The sequence below is a fragment of the Pseudomonas sp. NMI542_15 genome (assembly GCF_021283425.1).
Classification (GTDB): Bacteria; Pseudomonadota; Gammaproteobacteria; order Pseudomonadales; family Pseudomonadaceae; genus Aquipseudomonas; species Aquipseudomonas fortuita.
On sequence record NZ_JAJSRO010000005.1, the window covers coordinates 40,069 to 60,007 of the forward strand.

Below are 19,939 nucleotides of genomic sequence, written 5' to 3' on the forward strand. Positions count from 1 at the left end.
GGGGAGGCTACAGGCTGCGGTACAGCCTGGCCTCCCCTCTTTATATTCAGGCTATGTGGCGGACAGTGTACCACCGGTGGTGAGGCATGAGCCTTCAGGGCTGCTTTGCAGCCCATTCGCGGCACAAGGCCGCTCCTACAGGAGATCGCATTCCCATGTGGGAGCGGCCTTGTGCCGCGAATGGGCCGCAAAGCGGCCCCAACAATCTCAAGTCAACCCCAGTTCACCCCAGATCCGCCGCACTTCACGGCGTTCATCGGCAAACTGCGTCGCATCGATCACCCCGGCCTGCTTCTGCAGGGCCTGGCGGTGCGAGGCCGAGCGGAACGCCTTGTACACTTCACGCAACAGCACCGCGTCACTGGCCGGCATCAGGTTCGCCTGCTCCAGCTCTTCCAGAATGCGGATGTTATCGGTCCATCGGAGTATGGCCGGGTGGTCATGAGACCAGGCCAAAGCGGCGTATTGCACCATAAATTCGATATCGACGATACCGCCGGCATCCTGCTTGATATCGAAGGGCACACCGGCCTCGAAGGCGTTGGCCGCAGTACCGGCAGCCGTGGCCTTGGTACCGAGATTGCCGCGCATCTTGGCGCGCATTTCACTCACTTCGGTGCGCAGTTTTTCCAGGTCGCGCGCCTGGCCCAGTACCTTGGCGCGCACGCCTTCGAACGCCGCGCCCACCTGTTTGCAACCCACCAGTACGCGGGCCCGCACCAGGGCCTGATGCTCCCAGGTCCAGGCTTCGTTCTGCTGATAGCGCTCGAATGCGCCCAGCGAACTGACCAGCAGGCCGGCAGCACCGGACGGGCGCAGGCGCATGTCCACATCGTACAGCTGGCCCGAGTTGGTCTGGGTGGTCAGCAGGTGAATGATGCGCTGGCCCAGGCGGGTGAAGAACTGGGCACTGTCGATGGGCTTGGTGCCGTCGGTTTCCGCCTGCGGGTCGCCGTCGTGGATGAACACCAGGTCCAGGTCCGAGCCGTGGCCCAGCTCCAGGCCGCCGACCTTGCCGTAACCAATGATGATGAACCCTGGGTCGCACAGGCTGCCGTCGCTGCGCTTGGGCTGGCCGTGGCGGGCCACGGTCTGGCGCCAGGCCAGGGCGAGCACCTGGTCGAGGATGGCCTCGGCCAGCCAGGTCAGGTAGTCGCTGACTTTCATCAACGGCAGGTTGCCGCTTATTTCCGAAGCAGCCACACGCAGGCTGTGCGCCAGCTTGAAGTGGCGCAGCGCTTCCATCTGCTGCTCCAGGTCGTCCTCGGGGATGCGCGTCAGGCGTTCGCGCAACTCGCTGGCCAGCTCCGGGGCCAGTGGCGGGCTGAACAAGCGGCCTTCATTGAGCAGCTCGTCGAGCAACAGCGGGTACAGCGCAATTTGCTCGGCAATCCACGGGCTGGCAGCGCACAACGTCAGCAGACGGCGCAAAGCGCCGGGGTTTTCGGTCAGCAGTACCAGGTAGGCAGACCGCCGCGCCACCGCCTCGACCAGCGGCAACACACGCTCAAGCACCAGGTCAGGATTGTCATGCTCCACCGCCTGGGCCAGCAGCCGTGGGATGAAGGCATCCAGGCGCTCACGGCCGATACGCTGCATCGAGCGCAGCTGCGGGCTGGAGCGCAGGCCGGCCAGACGCCGCAGGGCTTCGACGGGCTGCTTGAACCCGGCCTCTTCCAACTGCCGGCCAGCGGCTTCCTCGTCCTGCGCCTGCTCCCATAGCGGCGACCATTCGCCCCCCACCACCAGTTCGCCCTCACCGTCTTCGTCATCCGGGTCGGCGATCACCTGGCGGAAGTGCCAGTCGATACGGCCACGCCAGTACATCAGCTGGTCGTGGAAGCTGTGCCAGTCGGCAAAGCCGAGCATATAAGCCACCCGCGCCTGGTCCGTTTCGCCTTCAGGCAACATTTGCGTCTGCCGGTCGGCGATGGCCTGGATGGCGTGCTCGGTATAACGCAGGAACTCATACCCCTCGCGCAGCTCGGCCACCACCGCCGGCGGCAGGTAACCCTGCCCCTCGAGGGTGGCCAGCACCTTGAGCAACGGCCGTTGCTGCAGGCTGAGGTCGCGCCCGCCGTGGATCAGCTGGAAGGCCTGGGCGATAAACTCCACTTCGCGGATGCCGCCGGCACCCAGCTTGATGTTGTCGGCCATGCCCTTGCGCCGCACCTCCTGCTGAATCAGCTGCTTCATGGTGCGCAGCGCTTCGATTGCGGAAAAATCCAGGTACCGGCGGTACACGAACGGCCGCAGCATTTCCTGCAACTGCGCGCCGGCCGCCTGGTCGCCCGCCACCACCCGTGCCTTGATCATCGCGTAGCGTTCCCAGTCACGGCCCTGGTCCTGGTAGTACTGCTCCAGGGCATTGAAGCTGAGCACCAGTGCGCCGGCCGAGCCATAGGGGCGCAGACGCATGTCGACGCGGAACACGAAGCCGTCGACGGTCACCGGGTCCAGCGCCTTGATCAGCCGCTGGCCAAGGCGGGTGAAGAACTCCTGGTTTTCCAGCGAGCGCTTTACCCCTTCGGTTTCACCGCCTTCGGGGAAACCGAAGATCAGGTCGATGTCCGACGACAGGTTCAGCTCCACCGCCCCCAGCTTGCCCATGCCCAGCACCACCATGTGCTGCGGCTGGCCGCTGCGGTTGCCGATGGGGGTGCCGAACTGCTGGCAATGGCGCGGGTACAACCATTGGTAGGCTTCGTCGATGGCGGCATCGGCAAGGTCAGACAGGTCGCGGCAGGTTTCGCCAAGCGCCGCCTGGCGGGTGATGTCGCGCCAGATGATGCGCAGCTGCTGGCGGTTGCGCGCGCGGCGCAGGTTACGTGCCAGCTCGTCGTCGCTTTGCGCAGCCTGGGCAGCCGCCGCGATTTGCCCGCGCAGTTGCCCCGGCGCATAACCCCGCTCCAGCTCGCCACTGGCCAGCAGATCGAAGAGCATGGCTGGCTCGCGCTGGGCCAGGCCCAGAACAAAGTCGCTGGCGGCAGCAACCTGATCGAATTGTTGCCGGTGCACCGTGCTCCAGGCGTTCAGGTCGAGGTCAGGGTGAGCGGCCACTGCATCGCTCAGGAATTGCTGGTTGCGAGCGACCAGTGGCTGGAGGGTGGCGGGCAGATCGGACGGCAAAGGCAGGCGCATGGTCTATCCTTGATCGGCGTGAAATAGAAGGGAAAAAGCGGCCAAGGGGAAGCCGGACCACGGTTGGACTGTCGTACAAAAGTTGGAAATAGCTGAAAAAAACGAAAACTTGGCAACAAACATCAAGAAGTACCCGTTCGCATCACAATGCCAACCACCATGAACGTTTTTCCTCACAAGCCAAGGTGCGACCAAACGTCGCAGAAATGTAGTTTTACTACTACTCATGTCGTGCAAAAGCATGAAATGCGCAAGCAAATGTAGTAAAACTACACGGCGCCGGATGACACCCCGGTAATCCAAGAATTCACGACGTCTGCCCATAAGGCCAGTCGCAATCTCAGGCAATCGATTCTGGTTGCCTTTCCGCCCTGGAGCAAGCCATGCAAGACCTCGATCCAATCGAAACCCAGGAATGGCTGGATGCCCTGGAGTCGGTCCTCGACAAAGAAGGCGAAGACCGCGCTCATTACCTGATGACCCGTATGGGCGAGCTGGCCACCCGCAGTGGCTCCCAGCTGCCGTATGCGATCACCACGCCATACCGCAACACCATCCCTGTCACCCACGAAGCACGCATGCCTGGCGACCTGTTCATGGAACGCCGCATTCGCTCGATGGTGCGTTGGAACGCCTTGGCCATGGTCATGCGCACCAACCTGAAAGACTCGGACCTGGGCGGACACATCTCCAGCTTCGCCTCCAGCGCCACCCTGTACGACATCGGTTTCAACTACTTCTTCCAGGCCCCGACCGAAGAACACGGCGGCGACCTGATCTTCTTCCAGGGCCACGCTTCGCCGGGCGTCTACGCTCGCGCCTTCATGGAAGGCCGCATCAACGAAGACCAGATGAACAACTTCCGTCAGGAAGTCGACGGCAACGGTCTGTCTTCGTACCCGCACCCATGGCTGATGCCTGACTTCTGGCAGTTCCCGACCGTATCGATGGGTCTGGGCCCGATCCAGGCTATCTACCAGGCGCGCTTCATGAAGTACCTGGAAGCCCGTGGTTTCATCCCGGCCGGCAAGCAGAAGGTCTGGTGCTTCATGGGTGACGGCGAGTGCGACGAGCCGGAATCCCTGGGCGCAATCGCCCTGGCCGGCCGCGAGAAACTGGACAACCTGATCTTTGTCATCAACTGCAACCTGCAGCGCCTCGACGGCCCGGTTCGTGGCAACGGCAAGATCATCCAGGAACTCGAAGGCGTGTTCCGTGGCGGCGGCTGGAACGTCAACAAAGTGGTCTGGGGCCGTTTCTGGGACCCACTGCTGGCCAAGGACACCAACGGTGCCCTGCAGCGCCGCATGGACGAAGTCATCGACGGCGAGTACCAGAACTACAAAGCCAAAGATGGCGCGTACGTTCGTGAGAACTTCTTCAACACCCCAGAGCTCAAGGCCATGGTCGAAGACCTGTCCGACGACGAGATCTGGAAGCTCAACCGTGGCGGCCACGACCCGTACAAGGTCTACGCGGCGTACCACCAGGCTGTGAACCACAAAGAGCAGCCGACCGTCATCCTGGCCAAGACCATCAAGGGTTACGGCACCGGTGCTGGCGAAGCCAAGAACACTGCGCACAACACCAAAAAGGTCGACGTTGAGAGCCTGCGTCACTTCCGTGACCGCTTCGACATCCCGGTCAAGGATGCCGACCTTGAGAACCTGCCGTTCTTCAAGCCGGAAGAAGGTTCTGCCGAAGCCAAGTACCTGGCCGAGCGCCGCGCAGCCTTGGGTGGCTTCGTACCACAGCGCCGTGCCAAGAGCTTCAGCGTACCGACCCCATCCCTGGAAACGCTGAAAGCGATCCTGGACGGCTCGGGCGACCGCGAAATCTCCACCACCATGGCCTTCGTGCGTATTCTGGCGCAGCTGGTCAAGGACAAGGAAATCGGCCAGCGCATCGTGCCGATCATCCCGGACGAAGCCCGTACCTTCGGTATGGAAGGCATGTTCCGCCAGTTGGGCATCTACTCGTCGGTCGGCCAGCTCTACGAGCCAGTCGATAAAGACCAGGTGATGTTCTACCGCGAAGACAAGAAGGGCCAGATTCTCGAGGAAGGCATCAACGAAGCCGGCGCCATGTCGTCGTTCATCGCTGCCGGTACCTCGTACAGCTGCCACAACCAGCCGATGCTGCCGTTCTACATCTTCTATTCGATGTTCGGCTTCCAGCGCATTGGCGATCTGGCCTGGGCCGCTGGCGACAGCCGCACCCGTGGGTTCCTGATCGGCGGTACCGCCGGCCGTACCACCCTGAACGGTGAAGGCCTGCAGCACGAAGACGGTCATAGCCACATGATGGCGGGTACCATCCCGAACTGCCGCACCTACGATCCGACCTACGGCTATGAGCTGGCGGTGATCATCCAGGACGGCATGAAGAAGATGACCGAAGAGCAGCAGGACATCTTCTACTACATCACCGTGATGAACGAATCCTACCAGCAGCCAGCCATGCCGGCCGGTGTCGAGGAAGGCATCATCAAGGGTATGTACCTGCTGGAAGAAGACACCCGCGAAGCCGCGCACCACGTACAGCTGATGGGCTCCGGCACCATCCTGCGCGAAGTCCGCGAAGCGGCGAAGATCCTGCGTGAGGAGTTCAACGTCGGTGCCGACGTGTGGAGCGTCACCAGCTTCAACGAACTGCGTCGCGACGGCCTGGCCGTAGAGCGCGCCAACCGCCTGAAGCCTGGCCAGAAGCCACAGCAGACCTACGTCGAGCAGTGCCTGAACGGTCGCAAAGGCCCGGTCATCGCCTCCACCGACTACATGAAGCTGTTCGCCGAGCAGATTCGCCAGTGGGTGCCGAGCAAAGAGTTCAAGGTCCTGGGTACCGACGGTTACGGTCGCAGCGACAGCCGCAAGAAGCTGCGTCACTTCTTTGAAGTCGACCGCCACTTCGTGGTACTGGCTGCCCTGGAAGCCCTGGCTGACCGTGGCGAGATCGAACCCAAGGTTGTGGCTGACGCCATCGTCAAGTTCGGCATCGACCCGGACAAGCGCAACCCACTGGACTGCTGAGGAGTATTTTTAAGTGAGCGAACTCATTCGCGTACCTGACATCGGCAGCGGTGAAGGTGAAATCATCGAGCTGTTCGTCAAGGTCGGTGACCGTATCGAGGCTGACCAGAGCCTGCTGACCCTGGAGTCCGACAAGGCCTCCATGGAGATCCCGGCTCCCAAGGCCGGCGTCATCAAGGAACTGAAGGTCAAGCTGGGCGACCGCCTGAAAGAAGGCGACGAGCTGCTGGTGCTGGAAGCTGAGGGTGCCGCTGCTGCGGCGCCTGAGGCTCCGGCCGCGGCCGCTGCCCCGGCAGCTGCGCCAGCGCCCGCCGCTGAAGCCGCCCCTGCGGCTCCGGCCGCAGCGCCGGCTGCTGCCAGCGTGCAGGACATCCACGTGCCGGATATCGGTTCGTCGGGCAAGGCCAAGATCATCGAAGTGCTGGTCAAGGTGGGCGACACCGTCGAAGCCGACCAGTCGCTGATCACCCTGGAATCCGACAAGGCCTCCATGGAGATCCCGTCGCCTGCCGCTGGCGTGGTCGAAGAAGTACTGTGCAAGCTGGAAGACGAAGTCGGCACTGGCGACCTGATCTTCAAGCTGAAAGTGGCGGGCGCTGCCCCGGCTGCTGCCCCGGCCCCAGCTGCTGCCCCGGCGCCAGCCAAGGCCGAGGCTGCTCCGGCCGCCGCGCCTGCAGCTGCTGCCCCTGCTGCTGCCCCTGCACCGGCTGCTACCGCACCGGCTGCTGGCAACAACGCCAAGGTTCACGCAGGCCCGGCTGTTCGTCAGCTGGCCCGTGAATTCGGTGTCGAGCTGGGCGCAGTTGCTGCGACCGGCCCGCACGGCCGCATCCTGAAAGAAGACGTGCAGGTTTACGTCAAGGCGATGATGCAAAAGGCCAAGGAAGCCCCGGCTGCCGCCGGTGCAACCGGTGGCGCTGGCATCCCGCCGATCCCTGCAGTGGACTTCAGCAAGTTCGGTGAAGTGGAAGAAGTGGCCCTGACCCGCCTGATGCAGGTCGGTGCCGCCAACCTGCACCGCAGCTGGCTGAACGTACCGCACGTTACCCAGTTCGACTCCGCCGACATCACCGAGCTGGAAGCCTTCCGCGTTGCACAGAAGGCCGTGGCCGAAAAAGCTGGCGTGAAGCTGACCGTGCTGCCACTGCTGCTCAAGGCCTGCGCCTTCCTGCTCAAGGAACTGCCGGACTTCAACAGCTCGCTGGCACCAAGCGGCAAAGCCATCATCCGCAAGAAATACGTGCACATCGGCTTCGCCGTGGACACCCCGGACGGCCTGCTGGTCCCTGTGATCAAAAACGTCGACCAGAAGAGCCTGCTGCAACTGGCTGCCGAAGCCGCTGCACTGGCCGAGAAGGCGCGCACCAAAAAGCTGTCGGCCGACGACATGCAAGGTGCCTGCTTCACCATCTCCAGCCTCGGCCACATTGGCGGCACCGGCTTCACGCCGATCGTCAACGCGCCGGAAGTGGCTATTCTGGGCGTCTCGAAGGCGACCATGCAGCCAGTGTGGGATGGCAAGGCCTTCCAGCCGAAGCTGATGCTGCCGCTGTCGCTGTCCTACGATCACCGTGTGATCAACGGCGCTGCCGCCGCGCGCTTCACCAAGCGTCTGGGCGACGTGCTGGGCGATATCCGCACCATGCTGCTGTAAGGCAGCCCGCTGCCCCTCCCCGGAGGGGCGGTACCCTTTTCGAGCTGCCACGCTCGTACCTCAACCCCGTCAATTGGCGGGGCTTTTTTTGTCCGGCGAAAGTATTCGGCGCCTGGGAGATCGAGCGCCGCCCGCGCGGCGGTCGATCTCCCAGGCGGCAAAAACCCCAAGGCGATCTAAGTTTTCCGCCCCACCCGCCGATAACCTGTCCACAGCATCAAGCATGGCCGCTTGCCAGCCCTCGGGACATGATGCAACCTTGCCGAATCCGCTGCCGCTACATGGCCGCGCTCCCTGTTCAAGCGAGTCTTCGATGAAAAGCCAAACCGATGCCGCCAGCCGTGTGGCGGCCGAGGTCGTCACGCCGTTACCCGTGCCCTCGCGGCTCGGTATGCTGCGTTTCGAAAGGCTCAACGAAGCCACCTGGGCCATGCTCTATCTGGACCCGGCCTGCGAGCGCCATTTTGGCCTGCACGCCGCCGACCTGTGTGCGCTGGTGGACGCGCCGTACGCCAGCCTGATGGAACCCGAGGCCCGTTACCGGCTGCACGACGAGATCCAGCTGCAACTGGCCCAGCGCGGCTACTACCGCGTGCGCTACTCCCTGCACACGCCAGGCAAGTTGCTGCGCCTGCTGGAGACCGGTGAAGCCTACAAGCAGCACAACCGCCAGCTGTTGCGCGGCTACATGAGCGTGCTCGACGACCAGCCCGACGACCCTGGCGAGAGCGCCAGCGACCTGGAGTCGCGCAACAACCGCCTGCAACTGGCCCTGCAACTGAACCAGCGTGCCCAGCAAGAACAACTGGAACACCTGGAGCGCGTACGCGGTCAGCAGGACCTCATCCTGCGCCTGGCGCGTCAGCGCTACAGCGCCGAGAACTCCCTGCTGGAAGCCGCCCAGCTGATCACCCAAAGCGCCTGCGAAATCTACAAGGTCGACAGCGCCAGCATCTGGCACCTGGACGACCAGCGCCTGGAACCGATCACCGCCTGGTACCGTGACGCACAGGAGCATCGCCAGCCTGAAGCTATCGATGCCAGCCGCTTCCCCGACTACCTCGAGGCGCTGCACGCCAGCCGCGCCATCGACGCCCACAACGCCGGCCACGACCCACGCACCCGCGCCCTGACGCAAAGCCTGCGCCCGGAAAACAAGGCCATGCTCGATGCCAGTATCCGCGTTGATGGCCAGGTGGTCGGCGTACTGTGCCTGGAGCAGAGCGGCCAACCACGGGCCTGGCAATCGGACGAAATCGCCTTTGCCGGCGAGCTGGCCGACCAGTTCGCCCAGGTCATCACCAACCACAACCGGCGCGCTGCCGCCAGCGCATTGCACTTATTCCAGCGTGCAGTGGAGCAAAGCGCCAGCGCCTTCCTGCTGGTCAATCGTGATGGCCGGGTGGAGTACGTGAACCCGAGCTTCACCGCCATCACCCAGTACAGCACTGACGAAGTGCAAGGCCGCCACCTGGGCGAACTGCCTGCACTGGAAAACCTGAGCGAACTGCTGTTCGACTCGCCCTCCAGCCTGGCCATGGGTAATAGCTGGCAGGGTGAGTTCAAGAGCCGGCGCAAGAACCTGGAGCCCTACTGGGGCCAACTGTCGATTTCCAAGGTGTACGGCGACAATCGTGAGCTGACCCATTACATCGGCATCTACGAAGACGTCACCCAGACCAAGCTGGCCCAGCAGCGCATCGAGCGCCTGGCCTACACCGACAACCTGACCAACCTGGGCAACCGCCCGGCGTTCATCCGCAGCCTGGACGAGCGCTTTGTCCGTGATGGCGAAAGCACGATGTGCCTGCTGCTGGTGGACATCGACAACTTCAAGCGCATCAACGACAGCCTCGGCCACCAGACCGGCGACAAGCTGCTGATCAGCCTGGCCCGGCGCCTGCGCAACAGCCTGCACAGCGGTGGCATCCTGGCGCGCTTTGCCAGTAACGAGTTCGCCGTGCTGCTCGACGACACCAGCCTGCAAGATGGCCAGGGCGTTGCCTTGCAGTTGCTGAGCACACTCGACAAACCCATGTTCGTCGACAACCAGCTGATCAACGTCACCGCCTCGGTAGGCCTGGCCTGCGCGCCGCTGCATGGCACCGACCCGGCCAGCCTGATGAAGAACGCAGGCCTTGCGCTACACAAGGCCAAGGCCAACGGCAAGCACCAGGTGCAGGTGTTTACTGAAGTGCTCAACGCCGAGGCCAGCTACAAGCTGTTCGTCGAGAACAACCTGCGCCGCGCCCTGACCCAGAACGAGCTGGAGGTGTTCTACCAGCCCAAGATCTGCCTGCGCAGCGGCCGCCTGCTGGGGCTGGAAGCGTTGTTGCGCTGGAACCACCCCGAGCGCGGCATGATCCGCCCGGACCAGTTCATCAGCGTGGCCGAGGAAACCGGCCTGATCATACCCATCGGCAAGTGGGTGGTCCGCCAGTCGTGCCGCATGAGCAAGCAACTGCGTGAGGCCGGCCTGGGCAACCTGCACGTGGCCATCAACCTGTCGCCCAAGCAGTTTTCCGACCCGGACCTGGTGGCGTCAATCAGCAGCATCCTCAAGGAAGAAGCCCTGCCCCCGCACTTGCTGGAGCTGGAGCTGACCGAAGGCCTGCTGCTGGAAGCCAGCGAAGACACGCACCGCCAGCTGGACGAGCTGAAGGCCTTGGGGCTGACCCTTGCCATGGACGACTTCGGTACCGGTTATTCATCGCTGAGCTACCTGAAGAAGTTTCCGATCGACATCCTCAAGATCGACCGTAGCTTCATCAACGAAATCCCGGATAACCAGGACGACATGGAAATCACCTCGGCGGTGGTGGCCATGGCCCACAACCTCAAGCTGAAGGTGGTGGCCGAGGGTATCGAGACGCCGGAGCAACTGGCGTTCCTGCGTCGGCACCGCTGCGACGTGGGCCAGGGCTACCTGTTCGACCGGCCGATCCCTGGGCGCGAGCTGGCCGAACGGCTGAAGCGTTATCCGCGCGGACCAGTGGCCTGACAGCGGCGTAATCCTCGGGCACTATAGAACCTATTCGGGCCCTATCGCCGGCAAGCCAGCTCCCACAGGGACCGCACAGATTTCCAGACCTGTGATATCCCTGTGGGAGCTGGCTTGCCGGCGATGGCCCAACACCTATCCCACTGAAAAAACACAGAGGAACGGCCATGGTCCTGCGTTCGGAAATCCTGGTGAACAAAAACGTCATGCCAACTGCGGAGCAGGCCCTGCCTGGCCGCGAAACGCCAATGAGCCTGCCCGAGTTCCACTACGTGTTCGAAGGCACCCCGCTGCTCGGCCCCTTCTTTGAAGGCGCCATCGACTTCGCCATCTTCGGCCTGGGTTGCTTCTGGGGCGCGGAGCGGCGCTTCTGGCAGCGCGAAGGCGTGGTCAGCACCGTGGTCGGCTACGCCGGCGGTTTCACCCCGCACCCTACCTACGAAGAAGTCTGCTCGGGCCTGACCGGCCACACCGAAGTGGTGCTGGTGGTGTTCGACAAAGACAAGGTCAGCTACCGCGAGCTGCTGGCGATGTTCTGGGAACTGCACAACCCCACCCAAGGCATGCGCCAGGGCAACGACGTCGGCACCCAGTATCGCTCGGCCATCTACTGCACCAGCCCTGAACAGCTGGAACAGGCCAAGGCCAGCCGCGACGCCTACCAGGCCGAACTGACCAAAGCCGGCTTTGGTGAAATCACCACCGAAATCGACCAGGCACCGACCGTGTATTTCGCCGAGGCGTACCACCAGCAGTACCTGGCCAAGAACCCGGACGGCTACTGCGGCATCGGCGGCACCGGTGTATGCCTGCCACCCAGCCTGCAAGGCAACTGAGCCATGACCACGATGACCCTGTTCCACTCGCCCTTGTCACCTTTTGTGCGCAAGGTCATGGTGGTGCTGCACGAGACCTCGCAGCTTGAGCGCGTAAAGCTGCAAGCGGTAAACATCAGCCCGGTGAGCGGCGACCCGCAGCTCAACCAGGACAACCCGATCGGCAAGATCCCGGCCCTGCGCCTGGACGACGGCACCGTGCTGCATGATAGCCGGGTGATCTGCGAGTACCTCGACCTGCAACACGTCGGCCTGCCACTGCTGCCCCGTGAAGGCTCGGCGCGCTGGCGGCGCATGACCCTGGTGTCGCAGGCCGATGCGATCATGGATGCGGCGGTGTCCTCGCGCTATGAAAGCTTCTTGCGGCCAGAGGACAAACGCTGGGATGGCTGGTTGCAGGCGCAGAGCGACAAGATCCGCCGTAGCCTGGCCAACCTGGAGCAGGAGCACCTGCCCGAGCTGATGTCCGGGTTCGACCTGGCGGCGATTGGCGTGGCCTGTGCGCTGGGGTATCTGGATTTGCGTCAGCCGGAGTTTGGTTGGCGTGAACGCCAGCCAGGCCTGGCTGCCTGGTATGCAGAGGTGGCCAAGCGGCCGTCGATGGTCGCCACATCTCCAGTTGCCTGACAGGGCCTCTTCGCGGGCACGCCCGCTCCCACAGGTAGAGTGCTGTGGGAGCGGGCGTGCCCGCGAAAGCTTCACCTAGGTAATGCAGGAAACAGCTGCCCAATCCTCAGGGCCAGCCACCGCCCGATTTCTCTGTCCTCCCTCATGCCGACCTCCCCACCCGCGCCCAGTCCAGCCGACGGGTCAGCACCATGAACACCCCCAGCAAGCCAAAGCACAGCAGCGATCCCATCAGCAGTGCATAGTCTTCGGCACTCAGCAGCCCATAAAGCAGCGCATACAGCGCCGCCAGCCCAGCCGCAAACCCGACCCCTCGTCCCAGGCTGCGCAACACATGGCTCAGGTAGAAGCCGATCAGCAGCACACACGCCGAAGCCGACAGCCCGTACGCCAGGCCAAAGCCAATGTGCTCGGACAACGACAGCAGCAGCAGGTAGAAGAACGCCAGCGCCACGCCGACCAGGATGTACTGCACCGGGTGCACACTCAGGTTCTTCAACACTTCGAATAGAAAGAAGCCGGCGAAGGTCAGCGCAATGAACAGCAACGCGTATTTGATCGCCCGTTCACTCTTCAGGTACTGGTCCACCGGGTCGACAAAGCTCACGCCGAAGCTGCGCTCGCTGAAATCTGCGCACTGCCCGGCGGTGGCGCACTGGCGCAGGGCATCCTCAAGGTTGGTGGCGAAGAACGACGTCTGCCAGTGGGCGCTGAAGCCCTGGGTATCGATGTCACGGCGGTTGGGCAGGTAGTTGCCGACAAAACTCGGATGCGGCCAGTTGGCGCGCATGCCCACGTTGCTGGTGCGCCCCACCGGCACGATGTGCAACTGGCCGGTGCCCTGTAATGCAAGGTCGAAGCCGTAGCTGAATTCCCGTGCCTGCATGCCGTCCAGCCCCGGCAGGCTGGCATGCACGCCACCGCGCATCCAGTCGAGCTGGGTGCCAGCCTCGAACGGCACCTTGTGTTCGTCCAAGCTCAGCTCCAGGCCATTCTCGATGCCGCGGATATCGCTGATGCCCACCACCAGGAAGGGTTTGTCGAAGCGGTAGTCGTCGAAGTCCTTGTCGATGCCCCAGCGCTCCGGGAGCTTGAAACGGCCGCTGATACGCCCTTTGGCGTGGAACAGCCGGGCCTGGTAGATGCCGCGGGCACGCAGTTCGGTGTCCACGCCAAGGTCGGCGGCGAAGGTTTCCGGCAGGAAGTACAGGTGGCCGGCAATGGTGCTGGTTTCCTGGGTGCGCTCGCCGTCCTTTTCGATCCAGCGGCGCTGGTACTTGCGGTACGGCACCACCAGCAGCGGGCCGCTGAGCTGTTGGTCGAAGCTGGCACTTTGGGCAATGTCGCGCAGCACGTTGTCGCGCAGGGCCTGGCGTTCATCGATCAGGCCGTTGATCAGCAGCAGCGGAATGAGCAGCAGCAATATGAGTACGGCGATCATGCCGAGTTTGTAACCGAGGGTCTTGTTCATGGGGCCTCCAGTGGCAGTGGGCGCAGTGTCTGCGTCTTGCGTGGAGGCTGTGTGAAGAGCCTGTGTGGTTTGAGTGTATTTGGGGCTGCTGTGCAGCCCCGGCAATCTCAGCTGATACGCCGCACCGGCAGCCACAACCGCACCCGCACCCCGCCATCGACGTTATCCACCGCCAACGCCCCGCCATGCAGTTGCATCACCTCGGCCACAAAATTCAGCCCCAGCCCGGTGCTCTTGCGCCCGCTCCCCGGCCGCGGCAGCGAGTAGAACCGCTCGCTGACCCGCCCGATGGCATATGCCGGTATCGCCTGCCCCTGGTTGAACAGGCTCAATGCCACCCGCTCGCCGTCGCGCTCCAGGTCAAACAGCAGGGCGCCACCTGCGGGGGTGAAATCCAGTGCGTTATCCAGCAGGTTGGCCAGCGCCTGGCGCATCAGGAACGGATCACACAGCAAGCGCAAACCCGCCGGCACCCGCTGACGCACGTGCAAACCGGCGCCTTCGATCCGCGCCCCATGAGCCAACAGCAACTCGTCCACCAGCGCCGCCAGCGCCACCTGCTGTTCATCCTCCAGGGCCTGCATCTGCTCGACCCTGGCCAGGTTGAGCAGGCGCTCGACCATCTGCTGCAAACGCTCGCTCTCGCGCTCGATGTTGCCGGCAAAGCGCGCGCGCTGGTCGGCGGGCATGCCCTCGTCCTGCAGCAGCTCGCAAGCCCCACGAATGGCCGCCAGCGGGCTTTTCAGTTCGTGCGTCAGGGTATGCACATAGCGCTCGACATAAGCCTTGCCCTCCAGCTGGGTGCGCATGCGTTCCACCGCCTGGGCCAGGTGCGCCAGCTCGCCGCCCTTGTAGTGCGGCAACGCGGCACGCTCGCCTTCGCTGACCGCCTGGGCATAACGCGCCAGCCGGCGCAGCGAGCGCGCCAGCCACCACGACAGCGCCGCGCCAATCAGCAAGCCCAGGCCGATCAGCCCCAGACCCAGCGTGAGCAGGCGCCGCTCGGAACGGTCGATGTACGGCTGCAGCGAGCTGTTGGGTTTGGCCACGGTGACCACGCCGATGATCTTGCCGTCGTCGATGATCGGTGCGCCGACGTGCATCACCGAGGTGTTTTCATCATTGGGGTCGCTGCGGGTGGAGCGGGCGCCGTACTGGCCGCGCAGGGTCAACAGCACGTCATTCCACTGCGAGTAATCTTTGCCCAGCGCCTCACCGCTGGAGTCCAGCAGCACGATGCCCTTGGCGTCAGTCACATAGATGCGGTGGCTGACCTGGTTCTTGGCCAGGCCCCAGATCTGCGCGCCCGGGCTGCGCGAGCCGTAGGCCTTGAGTACTTGCGGCAGGCGGCTCTGGCTCAAGGTGCCGGCCTTGACGTCATCGCGCAGGATCTCGGCCAACAGGTTGGCGGTGTCGACCAGTGTTTCTTCGGATGACTGGCGCACCACCGGGCGGATCTGTTCACGCACCGTGTTGAGCAGGAAATAGCCCGCCAGGCCGACGAACAGGAAGTACACCAGAAAAATCCGGATGCCCAGGCGCATCAGGCGTGGTCCGGGCTGTAGCTGTAGCCGAGGCCGCGGTGGGTCTGGATCGGCTCGGCGTCACCCGCTACCTGGCGCAGCTTGGCGCGCAGGCTTTTGATATGGCTGTCGATGGTGCGCTCGTAGCCTGCATCGGAGGCCACCCCCAGGGCATCAAGCAGCTGTTCTCGGCTGAATACCCGCTGCGGCTGCTCCAGCAGCGATTGCAGCAGGCGGAATTCGTGGCGGGTCAGCGTGAGTGGCTGGCCGCGATAGGTGATCTGCATGCGCAGGGTGTCGAGCTGGAACAACGCCGCATCGGTGGCAGACTCGGCCCTGGGGCCCATGCGTTTGAGGATCGCCCGCACTCGCGCAGCCACTTCACGCGGGCTGAAGGGTTTGACCACGTAGTCGTCAGCACCGATTTCCAGGCCCACCACCCGGTCGATTTCACCGTCGCGGGCACTGAGGAACATCACCGGCACTTCGGTGAAACGGCGCAATTGGCGGCAGGTTTCAAAGCCACTGATGTCGGGCAGGCCGATGTCCAGGATGATCAGGTCAGCTGGGCGCTGTCGCTGCTGGTCGAGGGCGGCGCCGCCCAAGGTCACCCATTCGGTGCTGTGGCCGTCGGCCTGCAGGGCATAAACCAAGGTGTCGGCGATGGCGGCTTCGTCTTCGACGATGAGGATATGGGGCATCGAGCTACAAGCCTCAAGCTGCAAGCTTCAAGTGAAAGCGGATCACGTGAACTTACACTGATCTGTTCTCACTTGCAGCTTGCAGCTACTGCTTAGCAGTCAGGCTTGCCAGCGGTAAACTTCTTGGCCGGGTTGACCGCGGCCTTGAACTCGCGCAGCGCCTTGGAGCCCACCAGCAGCGGATAATTGAAGCTGCTGCGGTCGACCAGGTTCACCTCCACGGTGCGTTTCACATCACCCAGACATAGCTCCAGGTCCACTACCGGGCGCTTGGAGATTTCCGGCGCATCGCCTTCTTCCTCTTCATCGGCACGGCCTTTGATCTTGCTGATGCGCGAGACCTTGTGCTCATACACCTTGCCATCGGAATCCTTGGTCGCCAGGCGGAAGCGCACCCATTCCTCGCCATCGCGGATGAACAGCTCGATGTCCTTGGCCGACAGCGACGCGGTGAAGGCACCGGTGTCCATCTTGGCTTTCAGGGTTTCGCCCAGCTCGGGCAGGGCGATGTTCTCGTACCGGCCGTATATCGTAGGCTCGGCGGCCATGACTGGCAGCGCCAACAGTGACAACATGGCAAACAGAGATTTCACAAGCAGGCTTCCTTGAGAAGGGTCAGTGCTTAGACTGCACTGGCAGGATAGGTTCGCTGTGCCAAGCCTAATCAACATAATGTGAAACATTTGTTGCCGCCGCAGGGCATTGGACATTTGGCGTAGGCCACGGCCCTGCTTATCATTGCCAACCGTTAATCTCCCACAACAAGAGTCTCTTTATGCGTCGCCTGCTGACCGGCATTCTCACTGCCACTCTGCTGCTGCTCAATACGGTGGTGTTGATCTGCCCGCTGCTGGTCTTCGCCCTGCTCAAGCTGGTGTTGCCGGGCCGTGGCCGCGACTATGCCTCGTGGGCGGTGATGTGGGTGGCCGAAACCTGGTCGGAAATCGACAAGGCCATCTTCGCCCTGTGCATTCCTACCCAGTGGGACATCCGCGGCGTGGAGAACCTGCGCAAGGACACGTCCTACCTGGCCGTGAGCAACCACCAGAGCTGGGTCGATATCCCTGCGTTGATCGAAAGCCTCAACCGCCGCACGCCGTTCTTCAAGTTCTTCCTCAAGAAGGAGCTGATCTGGGTGCCGCTGCTCGGCCTGGCCTGGTGGGGGCTGGATTACCCGTTCATGAAGCGCTACAGCAAGGCGTTTCTGGAAAAGCACCCCGAGCTCAAGGGCAAGGACCTGGAAATCACCAAGGCGGCCTGCGAGCTGTTCAAGCGCCAGCCGGTGACCGTGGTGAACTACCTGGAGGGCACCCGGTTTACCGAAGCCAAGCGCCAGCAGCAACAGTCGCCGTATCGCTACCTGCTCAAGCCCAAGGCAGGGGGCGTGGCGTTTGTGCTCGCAGCATTGGGCGAGCAGCTGGATGCGTTGCTGGACGTGACCATCGTGTACCCCGGCAACCAGGCACCGGGGTTCTGGGCGTTGCTCAATGGCAGCATTAGCCGGGTGATTATCGACATTCAGGTGCGGGAGCTGGACCCGGCACTGTGGGCGGGGGATTACGAGAATGATCCGGCCTTCCGCCAGACTGTGCAGGCCTGGGTGAATCAGGTGTGGGTGCAGAAGGACCAGCGGATCGAGCAACTGCGCTCGGAGATTGGCTAAGCCGTCATCCTGGACCGGCCTCTTCGCGGGGCAAGCCCGCTCCCACAGATACTCCACCCTTCCCCAGGTGTGTGCGGTACCTGTGGGAGCAGGCTTGTCCCGCGAAGAGGCCAATGAATACCCGACAAATGCCCGATTAAAACCCAGGCTAATAATCGACATTAGGATTACTTCTTTGTCACACCCCACCTAAGTGGATAAAAATCGATCAAAGCACAATTACAAAAAGCCTGGATCGATCAATGGCCAACCCATCTAGCTCCACCCCCGCCCAGCTTCGCCGTGTCCTCGGCCTGCCCGCTCTGGTGTTCTTCGGCCTGGTCTACATGGTCCCACTGACCATCTTCACCACCTACGGCATCGTCACCGAACTCACCGGTGGCCGCACCGCCGGCGCCTACCTGGTCACTCTGGTGGCCATGCTGTTCACCGCTGCGTCCTACAGCTTCATGGTCAAACGCTTCCCGGTTGCAGGCTCGGCCTATTCCTACACCAACATGGCCTTCGGCCCCAACATCGGCTTTCTCGCCGGCTGGTCGTTGCTGCTCGACTACCTGTTCCTGCCGATGATCAACTACCTGCTGATCGGCCTGTTCCTCAACATTGCCTTCCCGGCAGTACCCGCCTGGGCTTTCGTGCTCGCCTGCATCGCCCTGGTGACAGTGCTGAACGTGGTCGGCATCAACTCGGTGGCAAAGACCAGCAACCTGATCGTTGGCGCGCAGATCGTGTTTATCGGCGTGTTTGTCGCGCTGTCCTGCCAGACATTGGCCGGCCAGCCGCTCGACCTGCTGTCGCCGCTGCTGGGTGACGGCAGCAAACCGGGCTTCGGCCACTTGATGGCGGGCGCAGCGGTGCTGTGCCTGTCGTTCCTGGGCTTCGACGCTGTGTCGACCCTGGCCGAAGAATGCCGCGATGCACGCCGCGACGTGCCAAGGGCGATCATCCTCACCACCCTGTTTGCCGGTTTGCTGTTTACCCTGCTGGCCTATGTCAGCCAGCTGGTGCTGCCGGGCAGCAGCTTTGCCAATGCCGATGCAGCGGCCAACGAGGTGATGTTCAAGGCGGGCGGGCAGTTCCTCACCAACTTCTTCACCGCCGCGTATGTTGCGGGCAGCCTGGGTTCGGCGCTGGCCTCGCAGGCGGCGGTGTCGCGCATCCTGTTCACCATGGGCCGCGACAACGTGCTGCCACGCCGTAGCTTTGGTTACCTGTCGCCGCGCTTTGGTACGCCAGTGTTCGCTATTTTGCTGGTGTCAGCCTTCTCGCTGCTGGCGCTGGTGATCGACCTGGCTACCCTCGCCTCGCTGATCAGCTTCGGCGCGCTGGTGGCGTTCTCGGCGGTAAACCTGGCGGTGGTGAAGACGCATCTGTTGGATGATGCCAGCAAGCGTAATGTAAAGGGGCTGTTTAGCTATGGCGTGGTGCCGCTGGTAGGGTTGGGGCTGACACTGTGGCTGTGGACCAGCCTGTCGGCGCTGACGCTGGTGATTGGCCTGTGCTGGTTTGCCTTGGGCCTGGCCTACTTGGCGATACTGACCGCCGGCTTCCGCCGCCCCGTGCGCCTGGTGGACTTCACAGAAGCCGCCTGACCCAATAGCCCAAGGTCTGCGCGGCCCCTTGTAGGAGCGGCCTTGTGCCGCTCCGCTCCTACAGGACGGCGCCAGCCTTCCACAGCGGTGATACCCACACTGCCCCTACAACCCCCTAGACCGAAGGCTGGGCCAACGGCGCCGGCGTAGTCCACAAACTACCCAAATTCTGCAATAACGACCCGGCAATCCCCTGCTGCCCCAGGTACTGCAGAATCAACGGCGCAAACTGCCCGATCATCCCCGTGTCCATCCCCAGCGCCTTGAACGCACTGTCCAGGTCGCTGCGGTTTTCCACGTTATTGCCCAGCGCGTTGCTCAGGGCCGACTGGCTTTCGCTGTTCTTGCCCAGCAAATCGCCCAAGCCACTCAAGCCGCCCAGCGCATTGGCCCCGGCCAGCAGGTCCAGGCCAGGTACCGCTTTGGTCAGTTGCCCATAGTCATCGGTACTCAGGTTATTGCGCGCCAAGCCCAGCATTGCCCCTGCCCCACCCACGGCCTGTTCGGGGGTGATCTTCAATTCGCTGCCCAGGGTGTTCAGCAGATTGGCCTGTGCCTCGGGTGCCTGTACTTGGCCCTGCTGCTTCTGAGTTTGCATGGCGGACACGGCGTTGGCAGCGTCGCTGAGGTTGAAGGCGAACACCGGGCTTGCGGCCAGAGTCATCAGGGTTGCCAGGGTGAATGCTTTCATCAGGAGGGAC

At 63.1% G+C, this 19,939-nt stretch carries 13 protein-coding genes; 7 read left to right on the forward strand and 6 right to left on the reverse strand.

What is annotated here, in order from left to right; all coding sequences use genetic code 11:
- Window positions 1–207 precede the first annotated feature (207 nt).
- Window positions 208–3,141, reverse strand: coding sequence for a bifunctional [glutamate--ammonia ligase]-adenylyl-L-tyrosine phosphorylase/[glutamate--ammonia-ligase] adenylyltransferase (glnE, locus tag LU684_RS10385; protein WP_060518010.1), 2,934 nt, complete (start codon window positions 3,139–3,141; stop codon window positions 208–210).
- Window positions 3,142–3,524: 383 nt separating this feature from the next.
- Between glnE and aceE the strand changes: the two genes are divergently transcribed.
- The 5 genes from aceE (at window position 3,525) to LU684_RS10410 (ending at window position 12,288) form a co-directional block, all read left to right on the forward strand.
- A complete protein-coding gene (aceE, locus tag LU684_RS10390) occupies window positions 3,525–6,170 on the forward strand; it encodes a pyruvate dehydrogenase (acetyl-transferring), homodimeric type (RefSeq protein WP_016484553.1) in 2,646 nt (881 codons plus the stop codon).
- A gap of 13 nt (window positions 6,171–6,183) precedes the next feature.
- A complete protein-coding gene (gene aceF / locus LU684_RS10395) occupies window positions 6,184–7,824 on the forward strand; it encodes a dihydrolipoyllysine-residue acetyltransferase (protein ID WP_016484552.1) in 1,641 nt (546 codons plus the stop codon).
- Window positions 7,825–8,137: 313 nt separating this feature from the next.
- Window positions 8,138–10,825: a putative bifunctional diguanylate cyclase/phosphodiesterase gene (locus LU684_RS10400; RefSeq protein WP_232894618.1), complete on the forward strand. Its 2,688-nt coding sequence runs from the start codon at window positions 8,138–8,140 to the stop codon at window positions 10,823–10,825.
- A 167-nt stretch (window positions 10,826–10,992) separates the two neighbouring features.
- Entirely contained in the window at window positions 10,993–11,661 is a 669-nt protein-coding gene (gene msrA / locus LU684_RS10405) for a peptide-methionine (S)-S-oxide reductase MsrA (RefSeq protein WP_016484550.1), read from the forward strand.
- A 3-nt stretch (window positions 11,662–11,664) separates the two neighbouring features.
- Window positions 11,665–12,288, forward strand: a complete 624-nt coding sequence (locus LU684_RS10410; protein WP_016484549.1) for a glutathione S-transferase — start codon at window positions 11,665–11,667, stop codon at window positions 12,286–12,288.
- 142 nt (window positions 12,289–12,430) lie between these two features.
- On the opposite strand, the gene creD is transcribed toward LU684_RS10410, so the two are convergent.
- The 4 genes from creD to rloA2 form a co-directional block, all read right to left on the reverse strand.
- Entirely contained in the window at window positions 12,431–13,759 is a 1,329-nt protein-coding gene (gene creD / locus LU684_RS10415; protein WP_232894619.1) for a cell envelope integrity protein CreD, read from the reverse strand.
- A gap of 107 nt (window positions 13,760–13,866) precedes the next feature.
- Window positions 13,867–15,303, reverse strand: coding sequence for a two-component system sensor histidine kinase CreC (gene creC, locus LU684_RS10420; RefSeq protein ID WP_016484547.1), 1,437 nt, complete (start codon window positions 15,301–15,303; stop codon window positions 13,867–13,869).
- Window positions 15,303–15,983: a two-component system response regulator CreB gene (gene creB / locus LU684_RS10425; protein WP_023048955.1), complete on the reverse strand. Its 681-nt coding sequence runs from the start codon at window positions 15,981–15,983 to the stop codon at window positions 15,303–15,305. Before creB ends, creC begins: the two co-directional genes overlap by 1 nt.
- 92 nt (window positions 15,984–16,075) lie before the next feature.
- On the reverse strand, window positions 16,076–16,576 hold the full coding sequence (gene rloA2, locus LU684_RS10430) for a retropepsin-like aspartic peptidase RloA2 (protein WP_232894620.1): 501 nt from the start codon (window positions 16,574–16,576) through the stop codon (window positions 16,076–16,078).
- A gap of 182 nt (window positions 16,577–16,758) precedes the next feature.
- On the opposite strand from rloA2, the gene LU684_RS10435 reads away from it, so the two are divergent.
- The gene (locus LU684_RS10435) at window positions 16,759–17,646 is read left to right on the forward strand and encodes an acyltransferase (RefSeq protein ID WP_016484544.1); all 888 of its coding nucleotides are present in this window, start codon (window positions 16,759–16,761) and stop codon (window positions 17,644–17,646) included.
- A gap of 242 nt (window positions 17,647–17,888) precedes the next feature.
- Entirely contained in the window at window positions 17,889–19,238 is a 1,350-nt protein-coding gene (locus tag LU684_RS10440; protein ID WP_060518018.1) for an APC family permease, read from the forward strand.
- 115 nt (window positions 19,239–19,353) lie between these two features.
- Here LU684_RS10440 and LU684_RS10445 read toward each other — a convergent pair whose 3' ends face one another.
- Entirely contained in the window at window positions 19,354–19,929 is a 576-nt protein-coding gene (locus LU684_RS10445) for a DUF2780 domain-containing protein (protein WP_016484542.1), read from the reverse strand.
- Between the last annotated feature and the right edge of the window lie 10 nt (window positions 19,930–19,939).